Origin of the sequence: Akkermansia massiliensis (assembly GCF_023516715.1) — a bacterium.
Lineage (GTDB): Bacteria > Verrucomicrobiota > Verrucomicrobiia > Verrucomicrobiales > Akkermansiaceae > Akkermansia > Akkermansia massiliensis.
The window spans coordinates 869248-888562 of record NZ_JAMGSI010000002.1 but is presented as its reverse complement, the minus strand read 5'-3'; the positions used below and the strand labels follow the sequence as shown (position 1 = coordinate 888562).

Annotated in this window: 17 protein-coding genes and 1 tRNA gene; 12 read left to right on the top strand and 6 right to left on the bottom strand. The window is 49.3% G+C overall.

Going from position 1 to position 19315, the window contains the following annotated elements; genetic code table 11:
• Positions 1–13: 13 nt before the first annotated feature.
• Positions 14–280, bottom strand: a complete 267-nt coding sequence (locus tag M8N44_RS11420) for a hypothetical protein (RefSeq protein WP_180975258.1) — start codon at positions 278–280, stop codon at positions 14–16.
• Between the two features lie 289 nt (positions 281–569).
• Positions 570–1037 carry a hypothetical protein gene (locus M8N44_RS11415; RefSeq protein WP_102728986.1) on the bottom strand — a complete coding sequence of 156 codons (468 nt, stop codon included), beginning with the start codon at positions 1035–1037 and terminating at the stop codon, positions 570–572.
• A 347-nt stretch (positions 1038–1384) separates the two neighbouring features.
• On the opposite strand from M8N44_RS11415, the gene M8N44_RS11410 reads away from it, so the two are divergent.
• From M8N44_RS11410 to M8N44_RS11370, 9 genes are all read left to right on the top strand, one after another.
• Entirely contained in the window at positions 1385–1951 is a 567-nt protein-coding gene (locus tag M8N44_RS11410; RefSeq protein WP_102728985.1) for a hypothetical protein, read from the top strand.
• Between the two features lie 15 nt (positions 1952–1966).
• Entirely contained in the window at positions 1967–3046 is a 1080-nt protein-coding gene (locus tag M8N44_RS11405; RefSeq protein WP_215458520.1) for a hypothetical protein, read from the top strand.
• A 23-nt stretch (positions 3047–3069) separates the two neighbouring features.
• Positions 3070–3681, top strand: a complete 612-nt coding sequence (locus M8N44_RS11400) for a GYF domain-containing protein (RefSeq protein ID WP_102728983.1) — start codon at positions 3070–3072, stop codon at positions 3679–3681.
• A gap of 19 nt (positions 3682–3700) precedes the next feature.
• Positions 3701–4681 carry a DUF4339 domain-containing protein gene (locus M8N44_RS11395; RefSeq protein ID WP_102728982.1) on the top strand — a complete coding sequence of 327 codons (981 nt, stop codon included), beginning with the start codon at positions 3701–3703 and terminating at the stop codon, positions 4679–4681.
• Positions 4682–5200: 519 nt separating this feature from the next.
• Positions 5201–5974 carry a hypothetical protein gene (locus M8N44_RS11390; RefSeq protein ID WP_146021185.1) on the top strand — a complete coding sequence of 258 codons (774 nt, stop codon included), beginning with the start codon at positions 5201–5203 and terminating at the stop codon, positions 5972–5974.
• Between the two features lie 426 nt (positions 5975–6400).
• Entirely contained in the window at positions 6401–7453 is a 1053-nt protein-coding gene (locus M8N44_RS11385; RefSeq protein WP_102749381.1) for a hypothetical protein, read from the top strand.
• A 300-nt stretch (positions 7454–7753) separates the two neighbouring features.
• Positions 7754–8059, top strand: coding sequence for a helix-turn-helix domain-containing protein (locus M8N44_RS11380; RefSeq protein WP_102728975.1), 306 nt, complete (start codon positions 7754–7756; stop codon positions 8057–8059).
• Positions 8060–8062: 3 nt separating this feature from the next.
• The gene (locus tag M8N44_RS11375; RefSeq protein WP_102728974.1) at positions 8063–9277 is read left to right on the top strand and encodes a toprim domain-containing protein; all 1215 of its coding nucleotides are present in this window, start codon (positions 8063–8065) and stop codon (positions 9275–9277) included.
• Positions 9270–10994 carry a hypothetical protein gene (locus M8N44_RS11370; protein WP_102728973.1) on the top strand — a complete coding sequence of 575 codons (1725 nt, stop codon included), beginning with the start codon at positions 9270–9272 and terminating at the stop codon, positions 10992–10994. The genes M8N44_RS11375 and M8N44_RS11370 overlap by 8 nt, the downstream gene beginning before the upstream one ends.
• A 130-nt stretch (positions 10995–11124) precedes the next feature.
• On the opposite strand, the gene M8N44_RS11365 is transcribed toward M8N44_RS11370, so the two are convergent.
• The 3 genes from M8N44_RS11365 to M8N44_RS11355 all read right to left on the bottom strand — a co-directional run bounded on the left by M8N44_RS11365 (position 11125) and on the right by M8N44_RS11355 (position 14426).
• Positions 11125–12327 (bottom strand): tyrosine-type recombinase/integrase, encoded by a 1203-nt coding sequence (locus M8N44_RS11365; protein WP_180975257.1) that lies wholly within the window; start codon positions 12325–12327, stop codon positions 11125–11127.
• Positions 12328–12497: 170 nt separating this feature from the next.
• Positions 12498–12587 (bottom strand) — tRNA-Ser (locus tag M8N44_RS11360).
• A gap of 357 nt (positions 12588–12944) precedes the next feature.
• The gene (locus M8N44_RS11355) at positions 12945–14426 is read right to left on the bottom strand and encodes a beta-N-acetylhexosaminidase (protein ID WP_180975256.1); all 1482 of its coding nucleotides are present in this window, start codon (positions 14424–14426) and stop codon (positions 12945–12947) included.
• A gap of 139 nt (positions 14427–14565) precedes the next feature.
• Here M8N44_RS11355 and ruvB point away from each other — a divergent pair, with 139 nt between their 5' ends.
• The 3 genes from ruvB to M8N44_RS11340 all read left to right on the top strand — a co-directional run bounded on the left by ruvB (position 14566) and on the right by M8N44_RS11340 (position 17892).
• Positions 14566–15585, top strand: a complete 1020-nt coding sequence (gene ruvB / locus M8N44_RS11350) for a Holliday junction branch migration DNA helicase RuvB (RefSeq protein WP_102722126.1) — start codon at positions 14566–14568, stop codon at positions 15583–15585.
• A gap of 121 nt (positions 15586–15706) precedes the next feature.
• Positions 15707–16726 carry a beta-ketoacyl-ACP synthase III gene (locus M8N44_RS11345; protein ID WP_022397682.1) on the top strand — a complete coding sequence of 340 codons (1020 nt, stop codon included), beginning with the start codon at positions 15707–15709 and terminating at the stop codon, positions 16724–16726.
• Positions 16727–16761: 35 nt separating this feature from the next.
• The gene (locus M8N44_RS11340) at positions 16762–17892 is read left to right on the top strand and encodes a diflavin oxidoreductase (protein ID WP_180971574.1); all 1131 of its coding nucleotides are present in this window, start codon (positions 16762–16764) and stop codon (positions 17890–17892) included.
• Positions 17893–18070: 178 nt separating this feature from the next.
• On the opposite strand, the gene M8N44_RS11335 is transcribed toward M8N44_RS11340, so the two are convergent.
• On the bottom strand, positions 18071–19135 hold the full coding sequence (locus tag M8N44_RS11335) for a glycosyltransferase family 2 protein (RefSeq protein ID WP_102727601.1): 1065 nt from the start codon (positions 19133–19135) through the stop codon (positions 18071–18073).
• Positions 19136–19315: the final 180 nt, after the last annotated feature.

The following is a 19315-nucleotide window of genomic DNA, read 5'->3' as shown; positions in this document are numbered from 1 at the left end:
TAGAAAAAACTATTTATTTAATTTCCCATATACCGCGAGGGCTTATGGTTGAGCCATGTGTATTCTCTTTCGTTGATGCTGGTTTCATACGATCTTTTTGCCGAAGTTGCGTTGCCGCCCATCGGATATCATAATTCCAAGTATAAAACATATCATCCTCTGGTGATAATGTTTTACCATATTTGTTCCAAAAGTATCTGAATACAATCATCATCGGTGCTCTTCCATTAAGATCTCTAAGGATCTCGTAAAGGATATCTGGCAAATCGGCGCGTTTCATAACAAGATTTTTGAATGAAATTTTCTTCTAATTTTACCTATCCAAACTCATTAGAATCCGGCTTAGAAGTAATTTTAATATAGTTGTCCCTCTAAGGAAGTACCAGCTTAAAATTAGATTTGTTCCGTGCTGTTGCGTTCTCTACAAATACTTCGGATTGTTTTGCTCCCCTATTTTATTCTGAGGATTTTTTTCGGAGGACTTGTCACATCGAATAATACTCTTAGAGTATTACATTCCTGCTCGGAGTTTACTCATAGGGCACATACGCAATTTCATTCAATAAGCATCAGTTATCTTCTTGAGAGGATTCCTTTTGCTCAATTTCGTCGACAAGGAAAGATTCAGAAGAAGCCCCCTCGTGAACGATCTCATTAATTTTTGTCGCTAGAAAATCGGTCAATGTCATTTTGCTGTCGAGCGCTTTGCGCTCCAATGCCGCTTGAACATCTGAAGGGAGTTGGAGGATTACACGCGACTCTGTCTCTACCTTGACGGATGGCAGGGTGACGGGCAATTCAGCCATCAAAGAACGAATGATGTGTTCTTTGACTTCCGGTATCCTTTTTTTGGCCATCCAGTTGTAAACTGTCACTTCACTGACAAAGCATTTTTCAGCCAACCATTTGTAGTCCAAACCACGGGCTTTCAGCCAACGTTTTACGTCGGCTTTCAAGTCTTGTTGTGGTCGGAGTTCTGGAGTCATTTTCTCGATACTATCTTTTTTGCTAAGCAAGTCAATTCTGGAGCTTTTCATAGAGATAAAGTGCTATTCAAGGACTTGCATGAAAGCTATGCTATTGAGCTCAGTGGATATTTTGTGTGATTTATTTCTATCAAAAATATCTTGACGGATATTTTTGATGAGTCATAGTTTTGCCATATGGAGAGCAGTCAATGCGATGTTCTGGAGCTGTTGGGAAAGCTTAGCAATGAAGCCAGGCTTTTCTTGCTCAGGTATGCAGCATGGCGATCTCTTCCTCTTACCGACGCGCTTCGGGAAATAGCCTACTACATTGCCAATCAAATGGAGATACCCAACAAGGCAATCCTGATATCTCGATCGCGTTCTTCTGAACATTCAGCAATACCTCATTAACAGCTATGACACTGGATCAAATTACCGTCGGAATGGAACAGCTCATCAATGCCAAGGCATCGGAGATTCTTTCCTCCAAACCACAGGATCAACAATACCTGAACTGGCGCGATATGCAGGAAGTCTGTCTTGTTGTGAAGAGCGCTTGCGTCAAGCAATTCAACGAGGTTCCCCAAGGAGTGGAAATGACCTGCTATTTAGCCGAAGCAGTGCTGGCTCCGGATAAAAAAGCGAAGCTCAAATTGATGAAGCAGGTCATTTCACTTACATCCGGAACAACGGGAATAGCTATCATCTTAGCCGGAGTAGGAGCCGCCTTGGGGTGGGGTGCGGGCATTGTTACGACAGTTACCGCTTTTTTCATTGGAACATCCATATTGGGACCCATCGCAGCTATGGCTGGAGGCGCCATGCTGGCCGTTATTGCCGGGTATTTCATTTTTGACAACGATGCACCAACTCTGTCGAACAAAGCCGTTGATGCCCTGCGCAAGGGGCTCAGAGGGGCTTTGGCTGAATACTGGAAGGAGCGAGGAGGCCAATTGGAAAATCGTTATTTGCCGGGTAATTAATAATTCTCCTATCATATGTCTCCATCAGATTTATGGGAAGTCTGCATAAAATCGGCAGCTGGCGGAACTCAATGTGCCTACATGCACATCCCCGCTGATGTCTTGCGAAATACGGTAGATGGATTGTTTCCCTCTTTGGCCAAGAACGCAGCAGCTGATGCCGTTTCGGGATTTGGCCACAGATGGGTGCATGGTCATGATCTGATTATGGACATCGCCGGCCAGTTTTTCCGGCACCCAGTTCATGCTGTCAAACAAGCGGGGCATATCCTCCTGACAGATTTCCCCACCAAGGCAGGGATCCCCATTCCCGGTTTTTCACAATCCGGCTTGGGTTCGTTGCTGGTCGATATGGGAATACCGAAAGGATATCTGTCGCTCAACATGATGGATGCCGGCATTGGCTTATTAGCCATAGGAGAAGGTTCCAGTGATCTAATTTCCGCCATGTCCGGGAATGTCCCTATGGATGCGTGGACGGCTTTTGATACCTTCGGAGAGGGCGGGATAGAATTGGCATTGGGGTACTCTACCCAAAATCCCTTGTTGATTGGAGCGGGGATAGAAAACATCCTGGCCGGTTGTGTCTCCACTCTGAAAACCTTTACCGACTACGTTGATCCTGCTTCGTTTTTCGGGCATTCGATGACGGGTGCTATTCTGGGGGCGGGGGTTTCCTATGCACTGAACAGGAAGAAGGGCAAGGAAGCCCTTGGCCGGACAGTCCTAGGGACATCGGCCAGATCAGCTCTTCTGGGAGCGCTCAGTTCAGCTTCGGGGTATTTCACGGCTGGAGCTTTCCTGGGATTTACGGCCATGCAAATAGGAAAAATCATGGCTGCCCATGCCCAAAAGGAACAAATGCTGTGTTGCTCCTGCTCACCTCTTACCTTTGAACAGCAGCTCAAAACGTTCTCCGAGGATGAGTTTTTCAGGGAGCATTGGAATACGCCTCCTTTTCTCCCAGAAGAGAGCTTGTCCATTTTCGATACCCCGGCATCCATGGAAATAGAACCATGGGTTCGGCAGTTTCTCGAAGAAGAAAGACGAAACAGGCTCTTTTCCCTCCGGGAAGCGGAAAGGCCTCTTCTATAACAATTAGCATCCATGAGTAAACTATGAAAGCCTATTACATCTACCGGGCCGGGAGACAACCGGACGGTCCATATTCTCCTGCCCAAATTGTATCAATGATGGAAAGAAAGGAAATTCTCGGGGCTGCTCTCGTTTGGTGTGAGGGCATGAATCAATGGATACCTCTATATAAAGTTCTTGATGATATTCATCCTCAGAGCAACAGGCGCAATCATCAGGTAAATCCGCCTTCAGGTTTCAAACTGACTAAAAAAAGGAGAATGATCATAGGTGCCGGCATTGGTTTTGTCGCGCTTCTTTTCATTATCCTTTTGGCAGGCAATGAACCAAGCCGACAACCTTATTATGATCGCGGATATTCATCTTCATTTCCTCAGTCGTCTTATTCCCAATCCATGTCCAATGATGAAGCGGCTGCCATAGGAATGTTGATAGGAGCAGGCATGGCTACCCAAGCGCAACGCCAGGCAGAACCTCAACAGGCCTTACCATGCCTGCAATGTGATGGTACCGGTATTTTATATTCCAACGGATTCCGTTCCGTCTGTCCCAACTGCGGCGGACAGGGACGAGTGTATGGCAATCCCCAAGCTGAAACCATAAAGGATGCATTGAGGCAAAGGAGATATTACTAAACGCAAGCAATTTACAATCATGTCCTATTACATTTACAACAAACAAGGGAAACACGAAGGCCCTTATGATGAAGAGCAGCTCCGCAGCATGTTGAAAGCCGGACGTATCGACAAGGAAGAATTGGTCTCACAGAATGGCCGTTCCTCGTGGAGCCCTATCCATCTTGTTCTGGAAGCGGAGCGTCCGCCTAATTCTTCGCACCAGGAAGAGAAAAAATATCGCCTTTTGGCTCAAGACGGCACTCAAACTGGCCCTTTCGACATCGCAACTCTTAGAGATATGCTGCGACAGGGGAAATCCCAACCTTCAGATTATTTTTGGACGGAAGGTATGGACAATTGGGAACCTATTCATCATTTGATCAAAAATACTGATGAAACCGATTTCAGGACAAACTCTGCATTCCCGCCGCCCCCTGTAAATAATCATAGTTTTGATGTAGAGGAAGTAGATAAAAAAGCCAAAAAGGGATTGGGCTGGTTTGTGATGGCCTATGTCACAGCGGGGCATTTCATGACTCAGGCAGAAATCAAGGGTAACGACACGATGAGTGTAGTAGGCCTACTGTTACTTCTGGGGCTGATGATTTACGTCCTCATGAAACTGTATGAAGCATGGAAATATATTCAACCTCTCAGTTACCTGATTCCTTCGAGAGAACCCATACCTTCACCTGAAAAAGCAGTTGGCTTTCTCTTTATTCCTCTCTTCAATTTTTATTGGGCGTTTACCGCATGGCCCGGGCTACTGGAACGCGCTCAAAAAATGGCAGACAACCTGAATATGAAAAATATTGTTTTTCATCCCAGATATGCTCTCGGATACGTGATTTCCTTCATTATTGATTGTATTTCTGCTCTTTTTATCCCTTACCAACCTTTATGGCTATCCTATGCCATAGGGATCCCTGAAGCCATATTATTGTATTACACCTTTGTCGAAATCAAGAAGGTGATTATCGTCTTCGGAGAAAAAAATATGGGAAATAATACTGATTAAGAGTTGGGGGAATCGGAGCGGACTTGGGAGGATGACTCCGTAGGATAAGAAAATAAAATCTCAAAATCATGAAATTTCGAATAGAGTGATCAATTACGCATTCTTGATGAATGCTTTATAAGTATCCATCTGTTGAAATGGATGCGTTTTAGAAGAAATTTTCATGAGTTTCCTCCTGTAATTCCAGGATTTTGGCACTCAAACGAGCTGGTTTTGACTGAATTACACAGCAGGGAAGAAATTGAGCGCCTGTGAAAGTTTGTATGACAATATTCCAGATCGTTTCATCATAGACAAATTCCATGAATTTTCACGTTTCATCATGTCTGTTGCTATAAAGGCTGATATGTTCTTTGCCTTGCGGAATAAGGAAAAACTGGTGGACTGGCGAGGGAAAAGAAAAGGGATGCATTTCATTGCGGAGATAATCTTGCGGAAGTGATTTTCATGATTGAATACAAAAGGTTTACGTTTATTTGAGATATTGTTCTTACGGCAGCATGTTTTATAATTGCGGCCATGAAGCGTAAGTTAACATTTCTTCAATCACACCGTTCCTTTCTGGGGGGACGTATGGTTTTTAAAACTCAGTCCCCTCTTTTTGATAATGAGATTGATCCCGATTCCGATCAGGCTAGATTCGAATTTTCCGGCAAAAATCCTTCTGCACCTGGCACAACACGCAATTTCACTATTGTTGAAGCAGAGCGGTTGACTGCCAAAAAATTTCTGAAGGTACTGGAAGAGCTCAAGCAAAAGAATTGTCTTTCATCCGACAGCTTGGCGGCAGTCTTTTCTTCCCCACCTCCACTTCTCATCACCCCATATCTTTCGGCACAAAATTTGGAAACCTTGGAACAACACAATTTGAGTGGTGTCGACTTTTGCGGAAACGGAGTTCTTTTAGGGAAAGGATTTTTCATGATGAGAAGCGGATTCAGAAATCAGTTCAAGCCATTGCCCGTTGCCATGAAGAATCCTTATACGGGTGTGGCTATTCAGGTCGCGGAGACATTGTTGAACTGCAATTTCCTGCCCAGTCAGAAGCACATATGCAATTCCATCCTGAAGAAATCCGGCCAGATTTCTTTATCACAAGTGAATAAGGCTCTCAAGACCATGGAAGAAGACTCTATTATCTGCCGTAGAGGACGTATCATTTGCCTGCGGGACGCGGATTCTCTGCTGGCCTCTTTGAAGAAGAATCATAAGCGCAGGAAAGTTGTCAAACGCCTTTATGTGACGAAAGCCATGGGATATTGGTATTCAGCAAATAATCAATTTCCTGAATAATGCAGATATTCGGTGGAGCCACTCGCCCCTTTCTTCTCTTCATTATACACAGAATTTCAAGGAACCTGGCCCCTTGGGGTTCCGTGTGAATAATTCAGGACTGTTGATGTCGGCTTTTCCTTTTGAGGAGACGCACCTTCCGGGACAGGCGGATTATGTTTTTGAGGAGGTGACGGAACCTCTGGCCTATTACAACACGACGATCCTTCAGGATGGCCGTCGTCTCAGTAACGACCTGGAATGTTATCTGGAGGTGAATCCCGATAACGAGCAGAGGGAGAAAGCCATTAAAAGTCTCCGTGCGAGGATCATTGACAGAGGATATCACGAAGAGATGCGGAAGAAATATCCGAAGTTGTTTGGAAAACTTTAGGCGGGGATTTGTCTCTTGTATCCCGGGGATTCGTGGGTGTATGCTGACAGACCATGTCAGCTGAGGAAAAACCTATTGAAGCCCGAAAATTAGTTTCATGGGACTGGACTGCTTTTTGGAAAGAACACCAGTTACTACTGAATTGTGTTCTCTCAAAATGTCTTCCGGAAATTCAGACTGAGTATAAACTCTTTTGCTCTGAGGACTTGCAGGATGGCTACATCATCTATGACGGGAAGGAAAAATCTGTACATGTCCGACATGACATTAAAACAAGCATTTTGGTATTTTGTAAAAAACACAGTGTTCCTACCAAAGGTAATTGGTCGTTGCAAAAACAAGGTGTTCTCCAAGGAAAAAGGTTAAATCCTGATTTTGCAGCTGCGTTATGGCATTTCAAGGCTGAGGAAATTCAAAAAGAAATACAGCTGCAGAAAGCCATGAATTCTGATATTAAGCATGTAGAATGGTCTTCTGTTGAACTAAACATATTAAATACTCATTCAGGTCAAAAATCATTCCGATTATTGTGGGGATGCTTGAAGAAAGCTGAACGCCGTTATCCGGATAATCTAACGATTGTTTGGAAGTTAAGGTTTTTGAAACAACATTTTTCTTATTTGATGAACGATCCATCATTGCTTGAAAAGGGATGGATGGCATATCAACAAGGAATCATGGCTCAATTAAGACTGCAAATTGAATTTTTGGAGAAGAGTCACCATGCCGGGACTGAGTTCGCTCAAAAACTCAAAGAATCCAGAGACTCTGAAAATTTTGCTCAGATTGCCGTATGGGGAAAATTGATAGATCAAATGAGTATTGATGTCTTGAGAGAACAATCAGATGATACTGAATGGGAAGCATTAAAGGAGATCATGAAAGAATTTGTGATGGAGCATCAGAGGATTCCTACACAAAAAGAGGTTGGAGATATCTTCGTCAGGAAATACGGAAACTCCCAGTATACGGAAACTACACTGGGACGGATTGCGAAGGATTTGAGTACATACAACAAGGCAGAAAAAGACCAACGATCTCGCAACAGAAGCAGGTTTCTTGAACGGTGGGGATTTTCATGGCTACAAAAAGTGCTGATTAAATAGCCTTATAAGTCATTTGCTATAAACATTCATTACCTCCATACAACTTACGGAGGAAATGGCAGGTACATTATTTTCATCATCTGTGGTTCATTGAGCACCGGAAAGAGCTTCTTCTTTGTTTCAAGATCCAGACGGATCGACAAAGGGTACTTTCCAAGCAACCCGCTTGAAAAAGCAACTGCCCCGGAGATCCAAATTCCGAGGCAGGCCTGAATCACTCAATGATGATCTCTTTAGTCGGAACTTATTATAGGGGATTGAGGCGGCTGACTCAAGCATAACATTAACAACATAATTGTTATGAATCCAATTGATACCCCCCTATTCACAGCTAAAGATGTTTATACGGCACTAAATGCCATCCGTGAGCGTCTTGACGCCCTTGCCAAACTACCGACTGACTCCGGTTCTGTCGTCTGGGCCAGTCAGGCAACTCTCGCCAAACGCTACGATACGAGCAAGTCTACGATTTGCAGGATACTGGCGGGAGCCGTAAGTGCAGGCAAGGTTCAGATGATACGTCCAAACAATGGAGTCCAAAAGTACCATGTTGCGGAACTTGATTCCTACATGGTGTCGATTTCGGGGAACCTTAACAAACAGTAACCCATGAATCGCGAAGAATTAAAACAGCCCAAATTCCTTCTGGAGTACTGTAATCGCATGTTTGGAACCCACAAGGACATCGGAAGGGAGAAGCTCTTCCGGTGTCCATTTGGAGAACATCGGCGCCCCAAACTACATGTCAACGAACGTGACGGAATAGGACTGTGGCGTTGCTGGGCATGTGACAAAGGCGGGGATATTTTTACTCTGGCTGCAGAATTTAAGCAACTTGATGTCAAATCACAATTCCCGGATGTCCTGGAGCATTTGGCGGAGGTATTGAATATCTCTCTGGATGGCAAGATGAGCAAAAGAAGCTATTCCTCCTCAAGCCGTAAAAGAGCAGGCGCAATGTCTATTCTTCAAAAAGGTTTGATGCACCGTCCAGAATCTCCTGTGTTTCTTGAACCTGCTAATGTGATGGAATTGGAAACTTGCCGCAAACGGCTGGAAGAGGATATTCTCCTACGTTCCCTTTTAAGTTCCGAATTGTCCTTGCGTGAAGGATTGATGCTCTCTGCCACCACCGTTTCCCATCCTGGTCTGCGAGGTCTTCTTGGAGCGACGGAAGACGGACGCTTGCTGTATCTTTATACGGCCAGGGGAAGTGATGGGGACATCACGTATACGGGAGCCAAACTGCGTTGCAGAATCAACCATCCCAACCCCAAGCTCTATTTGAAAGAAGGCAAATGGACATCTTGCGGCACAATGAACGCTGAGAGCTCGCGTTTCATGTGGGTAGCCGGAAAAGCTTATCAACCTTGGGGGATGGAATTCGCAGAGCAGCGAAAGATCGTTCTTATCTGTGAAGGAGAATCCGATGCTCTGGCTATCAATCAGGCATTTGGCTGTCTTATACCCGAAGATTCTTCCGTATTTGGAAATGTCCCGCATGCGGGAAGTTCGGAATTGGTTCCTTTCGCCGTAGCTATTCCCGGCGCTCAGAGTTTTAAACGAGAGTGGGCAGGATTCTTCAAAGGGAAGATCGTCATCCTCGGGCTTGATTCCGATTCTGCCGGGCGGAAAGCCGCAAAAGAGATTCGGCAAACTCTTGAGGATATCGGTTGCATTGTTGTGGACTGGGCTCCTCCAAGTCCTTACAAAGATGCACGTTCTTTATTGGCTTCCGAGGGTAGTCTGGCTTTGTATCAATCCATTCTCTCCGCTCTTAACTCTTTTTCAACTCCCGTAGAAAAGGAGGTTTGCCATGCATGAGGATGATAGGAAGAGTGAGTTTCAGGGAGCTATCAGCCCTTTATTGAAAAAGCTTGAGCAGAATCAACATGTCCTTGCGGGTAAAGAGGCTGAAATGCCTTTCATCTGCCTGGGAAAGAACGGTGGCAAATATGTGTACTATTCCCGAATGAGTGACAGCCGAATTGAGTTGAAACCGGGCGAACACAGTAAGTTGAACCTGATCACTTTGGCTTCCGAAGCATGGTGGACAGAGAAGTTGGGAGAGAAATGGACCGTTACTGATGCCGCCGGCTATTGTTTTGGACAACAAGGGCGTAAACACTACTCTCCTGATAAAATTCGTGGCGTTGGATTCTGGAAAGAGAAGAGTGCCATTATCTACAATGCGGGAGATCGGTGCTTTACCATCGAAAGCGGAAAGATCATAGAGACAAGCAATATTAGGGAGGAAGGTACAATCTACCAACGTTCCGAAAGCCTTCCACATCCGGAAACTATCCCGATGAGCGATGAAGAAGGACAGGCCATTATTGATTACCTGAATTCCTTCGCCTGGCGCGAAGAAATGGGAGGCTTGCTTTTATCCGGCTTTCTGGCACAAGGCATCACGGCAGGATTCATCGATACCCGGGCTCATGTTTGGATCAATGCTCCTGCCGGCACGGGAAAAACATTTCTGGTTTCGAGGTTGAAGGAGCTCCTTGGGAATTACTCCCTTTCCTTCACTGGCGGAACTTCGGAAGCCGGCATTAGGCAAAAAATCGGTTCCGGGGCCCGGCTTGTTCTGTTGGACGAAATGGAGGCGGCCAACCAGGATAAGTATTCTAAGCAGAAGGTAGAAAAAATTATGTCTCTGGTCCGGAGGGCGACTGATGGAGAAACGTCCATTATAGGAAGCAAGGAGTCTGTTCCTATCGAATTTCGAGCTCGTTCGTCTTTTTTACTGTTGAGTATTGGAAATTCACTGCAACGCACAGCTGACAAATCAAGGTTTATCAACTTGCATGTCAGGCCCAATAAAGGACTGGAGAGCTTTGAGAAGAGAGATGATGCAGCTAACAAACTGGCGGGCATTTCTCCCGGTAAGTTGATTGCCCGAATGATGTCGCTGGCGTCTGTGATGGCGACCAATGCGAATCTCATTCAGCAAAAGCTGTCTGCACATCCGGCACTTGCCGGAAGACGCGCCGAACTGCTGGGTAATATCCTGGCGGGGGCGTATGCTCTGACTCATGCAGGGATTATCAGCGAGCCGGAAATCGACATCTATACGGCAGCGATGAATACAGGATCTCTAGACGAAAATCAGGAGACTGATGCGGAACGCTGTTTGCGTGAGATTCTTGAAAGTCGCGTCGTCGGCAATTCGGAGACGGTAGGACAGGTCATTCTAAACTACCTTCACGGTGATTCCTCTATTGAAAGACAGGATGCAAAGAAGCTCCTGGATGGAATTGGCATCAGCGTATACCGTCCTCAAGGAGGAAATGGCTCTTCACAAATGTTGTTTATTTCCGCCCAAAACAGGCAACTATCCAATATCCTCAGAGATACGGATTGGGGCAACTGTTGGGGAGACGTACTGAGGAATCTCCCCGAAGCGAGTTGGTTGTCGGAAAAGCGGGTAAGAAACTCCAAACACAAGGGCGTCGTCATTCCTATCGAAGCCGTGAAGTCATTGCTCGAATTCGATTTGTCGACAGAATCACAGAATGGAGACATGAAAGAGACATAAAACAATTTGATTGAAAGCATATTATGCAAAATGTCGAATAGTTTGACGGAAACTGCATGATAAATGAAAATCCCCCTGAGTTCTCACGGATACTCAGGGGGATTATGTTATGCAGTTGAATGAGGAATAATTATGCAGGCTTGGAGGGGGATTGCGGCGATATGGCTTGTCCCAGTTGAGCTATGGATTCAGCTACCGCTTCTTCCTGTGGACGGTAATAGCCTCGTTCGATGTCCTCCGAATCATGACCAACAATATAACGGGCCATATCCGGAGACACCCCCATGGAGCGCAACATGGTAACGGCAGTGGCTCTTAAACTATGGAAACTTTTTTCCGCAAGGGTTCTTCTGTTTCCCTGGGCTTTCTGATCGTGCCGGACAATCAATCCATGTTTGCGTAACAGCTCAGTGAAGTCCCATGAGAGCTTGCTTGAGTTGCCTGCTTGTGAGTGGCGCATGGCCGACAGAGGGAAGACGTAATCATTGATTTTTTTCTCGTGCCGTCTCTGTAGAATTTCTTTCAATTGCTCAATAACGGGCTTGTTCATTCTTCTCTTTGTCTTTTCCGAGGTCATGGAGATTCGCCCTCCTTCCAAATCGATTTGCTCCCATTTCAGCTTGGCGATATCACCCAAACGTTGCCCTCCCGTATACAGGCAGACCTGTATCATATCGGGCCATTCATTCGGAAAGTCGGAAATCATTTTTTGTACTTCCTCTACGGAAAAGGCATCTCGTTCCTGCCTGTCATTCCGAGAGCTTTTGGAGGGAATGACTCCTTTGAAAGGATTGATCGTAATGATCCTTTTGCTGACAGCGCTATTGAAGGCACACGTCAAGGATTCAAGATACCTCTTCACTGTTCCGCTGGATACACGCTCCAATTCTTTTGCCATGAATTCTTCTGCATGATGAGGAGTAACGGCATCCAGAGGAAGGGTTTTGCGGTCATCCAGATAGCACAAGAATTGTCGGACAGCTTTTCCATCACGGTCAACAGCCCCTTTTTCCGTACGGGACTTCATCCAGTCTTTCAAAAAATCATCCACTCCCTGCATATGGGCTTTGCCTTTGAGCAGAGCCTTTGCCTTGGAAGATCCGGCTACCGCATGGACGATTTCGGTGTTTGCCTTTTCTCCTTTGGCGGCCTTCTCCAATTCATTGGCGATAATTTGTGCATTCAGCTTGAGCTCGGCCTCCATTTTGGCTTTTGTCTTCCCGGGGAGAATCGTCGAAGGGGAGACCTCTATTTTGGTCGTTTTGATTATTCTTTTGCCATTGACGTAATAGGAGGCAAACCATGTATTGTTCCGTTTTTTCAATCCAGCCATAGCCTTAAAAATCAGTTGGAATTTGCGATGGGGTACATTAGGGTACATATTGTAAAAGTGTACCCTAATATGTACCCTTTTTTCATGCAATCGGGTCGAATGCGGTACAATCACGATATGAAAAAACCTTGCAAAATCAAGGACTTTGCAAGGTTATGAAAAGAATAAAATGGCGGACAGGGAGGGATTCGAACCCTCGGTACTGTTGCCAGTACACACACTTTCCAGGCGTGCTCATTCGACCACTCTGACACCTGCCCGTTGATAGATTGTCTTAGATAGGAAAGCGGAGGTAATGTAACGGTAGAAGAGAGGGTTGGCAATCTTTTTTTCACCCAGGAGGCATTTTCCTGTTTTTCTCAAGCTCTTCTCTCATTTCCGGATGTTCTCTGACAAGGATGGAAAGCGCATGGGTATTTAGAGAATCCCGGAAATGGGATGGTAAGAGCCCCCCATGCATACCATATAAAAACAGGCTTCTGTGATCACAGAAGCCTGTCATTGAACAATGTTGAGTCCTTCATGCCTGATGCCTCCTTCTTTAGAAGGGCAAAGAACGTTTTTCCTATTTTTTCAACGTTTGCGTCTTTCAGGAAGGGACTCTCGCTGTCTAGTCATTATTTCTTTTCCGGGCGTTCGAGGCTAATGCCCCATTTTTCCTGCATGAATTTTTTGTGGAATTCGAGTTTGTCCTTGAAGCGGTTCAGGTTTTTCACCTCCTTGGAGGACCATGCGGTTTCCACGAGGGCCAGAGCACGCGGGTAAGCCTGGTAGAAGACGCGCTCAATGTTCGGCAGACGTTCCGCCCACAGGCAGCAGTCTACGCCGCGCACACGTTCCATTTCCTTGGCGGAGAGGCCTTGCCCGGGTTCCAGGGAGTACACGTTTTCCAGCGTGTTGACGGGCATCCAGCCCGTGTCCGGCTGGCCGGAGGGCCAGTCGCCGGGAAGCTGGGGATAGTCAAAGTAGCATTTGCCGTTGGGGGCGCAGATAACGTCCACCTTGTCGCCCGTGGTGTTGGCTACCGTTTTAGGCGTGTGGCCGCCTCTCCACGTGGTGACGATTACTCCATCCGGATATTTGCCCATGGGCTCATACCAGAAGACGGCTGTTTTTCCGCGGCTTTTCAGCATTTTGGCGCACCGGGTGAAGAATTCCACCATTTCCTTTTGCGCGGCGGCCTTTTTGTTTTCCTCACGGATACCGGCTTTCTCACGGAAGTCAGCGCATTTGGGGCATTTCATCCAGTTGTCTTCCGGCGCTTCGTCTCCGCCCAGATGCACGTATTGGGACGGGAAGATGTCCTTGAGTTCATTAAAGACGGCGTTATAGAATTTCCACACGTCCGGGTTGCCGGGACATACCAGCGTGTAGGAGATGCCCGCATTCGTGCGCACTTCCAGCTTGGGGTTCGGGAAGCAGAGGAATTCCGGATAGGCGGTGCAAAGGGCCTGGTTGTGGCCGGGCACGTCTATTTCCGGGATGATTTCAATGTTCCGTGCGGCGGCGTATTTCACCAGGTCCTTGAGCTGTTCCTTGGTGTACATGCCACCATGGGGGGTTTTGTTGCCAAAGGTTTCCTTACGCCTGGAGGCCACGCTTTCCAGCTTGGGGTATCCGGGCACGGGAAGGCGCCAGCCCTGATCATCCGTGAGGTGGAAATGGAGTTTGTTGAATTTGTAGAAGGACATCACATCAATGAATTTTTTGACGTCCTCCACCGGCACGAAGTGGCGTGCGGTGTCCATCATCATGCTGCGCCAGCCAAACCGGGGCTTGTCTTCAATGACGCCGCAGGGAATGCCGCCGTCCTTGTATTGGGCCTGGAGCTGTTCCAGCGTGTTTTTGGCGTAAAAGAGGCCCGCGCGGTCGCCAGCCTGGATTTCCACGCCCTGCGGCTTGATGGTGATTTTGTATCCCTCCGGCCCCAGGGCCTTATTGGCGGCCTGCTTGAGGATTTTGGGAGATTTACAGACTCCGGAGGAAGTACTGACTTCGACGGGTTCCGGGACGATGTGATAGAGACGGGATTCCACGTCGCCAGCGGCAAAAACGCTGCCGCCCAGCGCCAGCAGAAGAGGTAGGATACGCCATTTCATTGCGCACGATTCTGACGGAACCGTATTCCATCCGCAATCAAAAAAGACCAGAGGCTTACGGCATGTCCCGGAAAAGGCGCTTCCCGCCTGCACTTCCATCTTGACGGATGCCTCAAAGACAGGTTTGCTAGTCCTGCGCATGGGAGAGTCCTTTTACACACGCACTACGGAGACACCCCCCTCCGCCTTTGATTTGTCCCTCCGACCGCCTGCCTTCAGTGAGTTCCGCGGGCAGGAGAAGATCAAGGACCGCCTGATGCTGATGGTGGAAGCCGCCAAACAGCGCGACGACGTGCTGGACCACATTCTGCTGAGCGGCCCCCCTGGCCTGGGGAAGACGACGCTTGCCAATATTATCGCGAATGCCGTCGGCTGCCGCATCCATACGACGTCCGGCCCCCAGATCGAGAAGGCGGGGGACCTGGCAGGCGTGCTGACCAATCTGGAAAAAGGGGACATCCTGTTTATTGACGAGATCCACCGCCTGCATCCGGCCATTGAGGAGTACCTGTACCCGGCCATGGAGGATTTCCGGCTGGATATTATTATCGACCAGGGCCCGAACGCCCGCTCCATCCAACTGAATCTTCCCAAGTTCACCCTGGTGGGGGCCACCACCCGCGCCGGGATGCTGACCAGCCCGCTGCGTTCCCGCTTCGGCCTCGTGAACCGGCTGGATTATTACACGCAGGAGGATCTGTGCGCGATCATCGAGCGATCCGCCGGGCTGCTGAACGTCCCCGTGGAACCGGCAGGCGCGCTTCAGATCGCCCTGCGCTCCCGAGGCACGCCGCGCGTGGCCAATTCCCTGCTGCGCTGGGTGCGGGATTACGCCCAGGTACGCGGCGACGGCGTGATTACGGAGCAACTGGCGCACGATGCCCTGACCATGATCGAGATTGACGACGACGGCCTGGACGAGATGGACAAGCGCCTGCTGGAAGCCATGATTTACAAGTTTAACGGCGGTCCGGTGGGCCTGTCCTCCCTGGCCGTGGCCGTGGGGGAAGACGCTTCCACGCTGGAGGACGTGCACGAGCCTTTCCTGATCATGCAGGGGTACATCAACCGTACTCCCAGGGGACGCGTGGCGATGCCTTCCGCCTATCTCAAGATGGGGGCCACGCCGCCCGCCAACGGACAGGGATGGCTGTTGTAAGCCATCCGTTTACGGCATGGCAGGAGTCCCGTGTTTTGTGCTGGTCATCAGGCCTCCTTTCTTTTAGACTGTCCCCACATAAAACGTCAGGACGTTTTCTGTTCATCATACGCCCAAAGCTATGGCCGCAAATTCTGATATCGCCTTTAAAAGACTGCCCGTCAAGATCATCGGTACGGGCTCCTATGTTCCGGAACGCCGTCTGACCAATGCGGACCTGGAGAAGATGGTGGACACTTCCCACGAATGGATCATCGAACGCACGGGCATCGTGGAACGCCGCATCGCCGCCCCTGACGAGTACACCTCCCACATGGGGACGAAGGCCGCCCAGCGGGCGCTGGAATCCTGCGGATTGCAGCCGGAGGATATCGACCTGATCATCGTCTCCACCATTACGCCGGATACGTTCACTCCTTCCACCTCCTGCTATATCCAGGACGCCCTGGGCGCCAAGAATGCCGCCGCCTTTGACATTTCCGCCGCCTGCTCCGGCTTCCTGTTCGCCATGAAAACGGCCGTCCAGTTCCTCGGCACGGGCCAGATGAAGACGGCCCTCATCATCGCCGCGGAAAAACTTTCCACCGTCGTCAACTGGGAGGACCGCACCACCTGCGTCCTGTTCGGGGACGGCGCCGGAGCCGCCGTGCTCCAGGCTTCCACAGGGGAAGAAGGGGAAGGCTCCATCCTCGCTACGGACATCGGCACGGACGGCGCCCTGCATGACCTGCTCCAGATTCCGGGCGGCGGCTCCCGCTGCCCCACCACGGTGGAGAACGCCCACGAACGCCTGGCTACCCTCGCCATGCGCGGCAAGGAGACCTTCCGCCAGGCAGTTCCCCGCATGAAGGATTCCGCCGCCAGCGTGATTGAACGCGCCGGCCTGACGTCGGATGACATCAAGCTGATCATTCCCCACCAGGCCAACCTCCGCATCATCAATGCCGTGGCCCAGCGTCTTTCCATCCCGGAGGACAAGGTGTTCATCAATATTGAGAAATACGGCAATACTTCCGCCGCCGCCGTGGCCATCGCCTTTGACGAAGCGCGCCGCACCGGCAGGTTCGGCAAGGGGGACAATGTCGTCCTGGTCACCTTCGGCGCAGGCCTCACATGGGGCGCCGCAGCCATCCGCTGGTAATTTCCGTTATTCCATTCCAGAAACTTACATTACACATGACAACCGAACCGTACGGCAAAAAGAATCCGTTCCCCGCACCCGTCCTTTCCGTCAAGCACCTCACCGGGGAAGGCAGCCCGAAAGAAACGATCCATATTGAATACAGCCTGGACGGCGCCGGAATGGTGTACGTTGCCGGAGACGCCCTGGCCGTCATTCCCTCCAATGATTCTTCCCTGGTGGAGGCCCTGATTGAAAAGCTCGGCCTCAGCCCGGATTCCCAGGTTCCCACGCCGGAGGGGGGAGCCGCCAGCCTGCGGGACGCCCTGATCAACTGCTATGACATCACCAATGTCAACAAGGCTCTGCTGACCAAATGGGCAACCGCTTCCGGCAGTCAGGAGCTGGAAACCCTGCTGGCCGGGGACAAGGACGCGCTCAGCGATTTCCTGTGGGGACGCGACGTGCTGGACCTGGCAACGGAGTATCCGGCCTCCTTTGAATCTGCGGAGGCTTTTGCAAGCATCCTGAAAAAGATCATGCCGCGCCTTTATTCCATCGCCTCCAGCCCGAACGCCCACCCTGAAGAAGTGCATCTGTGCGTGGGCGCGGTGCGCTACACGGCCCGGGACCGCAAGCGCGGCGGCGTGTGCTCCACTTACATGGCGGACCGCCTCCAGCCGGGACATACGGCCAGGGTGTTTGTGCATACCAACAAGAATTTCCGCCTGCCGGAAGACGGGGATACCCCCATCATCATGGTTGGCCCCGGCACCGGCATCGCTCCCTTCCGGGCATTCTGGGAGGAACGCATCGCCTCCGGGGACAAGGGCGGCAATTGGCTGTTCTTCGGCAACCCATACAAAGCTACCGATTTCTGCTATGAAGACGAGCTGGCCAAATTGACGGCGGACGGCAGATTGAAATTGTCCGTAGCCTGGTCCCGCGACCAGGAGAAGAAGGTATACGTTCAGCATCTCATGGTCCAGGAAGGCGAAGAGCTCTGGAAATGGCTGGAAAACGGCGCATGCTTCTACGTCTGCGGAGACGCCTCCCGCATGGCCAAGGACGTTGACGCCGCCCTTCATGAAGTTATCCAGACCTGGGGCCACAAGACTCCGGAAGAAGCTGCGGAGTACGTAGCGGACATGAAACAGCACCGCCGCTACCAGCGGGACGTGTATTAATCCGGTATACGCTTTCTTTCCTTTTACCGCGCCTTTCCACTATCCGTGGGAAGGCGCTTTTTCTTTTTACTACGGAGAAGCCGTTACCGGTAAATCCGGTTGACGCAGGGAAGAGCGGCTTGCCTTTTTTCCTCCATCCCTTTTTCCGGGTTTTCCGGGCCCCTTGCGGAAAGGGAATTTACTTGCCCCATAGAAATCCCTTATACAACCCATTTACCAGGAGGGACCAGGGGCGCATGCACCATCTTTCCGCCCTGTCCGCCCAGACGCACCAGCAGTTTACCCGGGCCTGGAGCTTGTCAAACGCCTTTTCCATCTCAGCCGGCTCCTCCCGCGAGCAGGCCTGCACATAAGCATTAAAACAGGGTCCCTCCAGCCATCCATGCAGCATGGAACCAATCTCTTTGAGGAACCGGATACGGGCTTCTTTCTCCATCTTCAGCAGTCTGGGCACATGTAATTCCCGCAAAATTAAAAAGTGCACGGCAAACTGCCATTCCCTGTGCGGCATCAGTTTCCATTCCTCCAGCCGGCGCGTCAGCAGGTCTTCCACGGAAATATCACGGCAAGCCTGCTCCTGCATGGCAGAGCCGGCACGCTGTACATAGATGGAGCCCACTTTTTTTCCCAAGCCAATCATCGCCGTTCTTCTCATCAACCGCATCCAGTACAGGACATCCTCTCCGTATTTCATGCCTGCTTCCCACAAGGGAAGAGAAGATGCCAGGGAGGAATTCAGAACAACGCTGCTCGTATGGATGGATAAAAGCCCTCTTAACCCCAGTTTCCTGACTACGAAGGAGCACGGTTTTCCCTTCCTGCGGGGAATGCAATCCTCCTTGTTCCATGTATATCTGGCGGCATAAACGTACACGCCGGGATGCTTCCGGAAAAAATCATATGCCATCTTCAAATGATCAGGATACCAGTAGCCATCTCCATCAAGGAATGCCACGTATTTTCCTTTGGCCGCTTTCATTCCCGTGTTTCTGGCATGCGAAGCGCCTCCATTTTCCTGGGAAATGACGTTAATTCTGGAATCCTGAAAAAATTCCACCACTTGAAGGGTGCCATCCGTCGAGCCGTCATCAACGATGATCAATTCAAAATTCTTAAATTCCTGATCCAATACGGATTGAACGGTTTTTCTCAAATAATGCTCCAGATTATAGGCGATTAAAATCACGCTGAATTCTATCCAACCATAGCGGCTATCCCGGATATGCCTGTTCTTTTCTTCCATTTTCCAGATTTAAAACTCGGTGGAGAAATACAGGATTTCTAATCCGGGTTCTTTGTCCGGATACATGAAGGTTTACCAACATGCACATTATGAGTTTTTTATACGGCTTCATGCTGCTGCACGACAGGAAGGACATTTCTTTCCAGGATTGCCTCCCCTCAACTGTCACCATTTATATTA

Coding starts and splice junctions, on each gene's coding strand:
- M8N44_RS11340 (WP_180971574.1), top strand. CDS start 16,762: ATGACAACCGAACCGTACGGCAAAAAGAATCCGTTCCCCGCACCCGTC.
- M8N44_RS11375 (WP_102728974.1), top strand. CDS start 8,063: ATGAATCGCGAAGAATTAAAACAGCCCAAATTCCTTCTGGAGTACTGT.
- M8N44_RS11335 (WP_102727601.1), bottom strand. CDS start 19,135: ATGGAAGAAAAGAACAGGCATATCCGGGATAGCCGCTATGGTTGGATA.
- M8N44_RS11365 (WP_180975257.1), bottom strand. CDS start 12,327: ATGGCTGGATTGAAAAAACGGAACAATACATGGTTTGCCTCCTATTAC.
- M8N44_RS11355 (WP_180975256.1), bottom strand. CDS start 14,426: ATGAAATGGCGTATCCTACCTCTTCTGCTGGCGCTGGGCGGCAGCGTT.
- M8N44_RS11415 (WP_102728986.1), bottom strand. CDS start 1,037: ATGAAAAGCTCCAGAATTGACTTGCTTAGCAAAAAAGATAGTATCGAG.
- M8N44_RS11405 (WP_215458520.1), top strand. CDS start 1,967: ATGTCTCCATCAGATTTATGGGAAGTCTGCATAAAATCGGCAGCTGGC.
- M8N44_RS11420 (WP_180975258.1), bottom strand. CDS start 280: ATGAAACGCGCCGATTTGCCAGATATCCTTTACGAGATCCTTAGAGAT.
- ruvB (WP_102722126.1), top strand. CDS start 14,566: ATGGGAGAGTCCTTTTACACACGCACTACGGAGACACCCCCCTCCGCC.
- M8N44_RS11400 (WP_102728983.1), top strand. CDS start 3,070: ATGAAAGCCTATTACATCTACCGGGCCGGGAGACAACCGGACGGTCCA.
- M8N44_RS11380 (WP_102728975.1), top strand. CDS start 7,754: ATGAATCCAATTGATACCCCCCTATTCACAGCTAAAGATGTTTATACG.
- M8N44_RS11345 (WP_022397682.1), top strand. CDS start 15,707: ATGGCCGCAAATTCTGATATCGCCTTTAAAAGACTGCCCGTCAAGATC.
- M8N44_RS11385 (WP_102749381.1), top strand. CDS start 6,401: ATGTCAGCTGAGGAAAAACCTATTGAAGCCCGAAAATTAGTTTCATGG.
- M8N44_RS11370 (WP_102728973.1), top strand. CDS start 9,270: ATGCATGAGGATGATAGGAAGAGTGAGTTTCAGGGAGCTATCAGCCCT.
- M8N44_RS11410 (WP_102728985.1), top strand. CDS start 1,385: ATGACACTGGATCAAATTACCGTCGGAATGGAACAGCTCATCAATGCC.
- M8N44_RS11390 (WP_146021185.1), top strand. CDS start 5,201: ATGAAGCGTAAGTTAACATTTCTTCAATCACACCGTTCCTTTCTGGGG.
- M8N44_RS11395 (WP_102728982.1), top strand. CDS start 3,701: ATGTCCTATTACATTTACAACAAACAAGGGAAACACGAAGGCCCTTAT.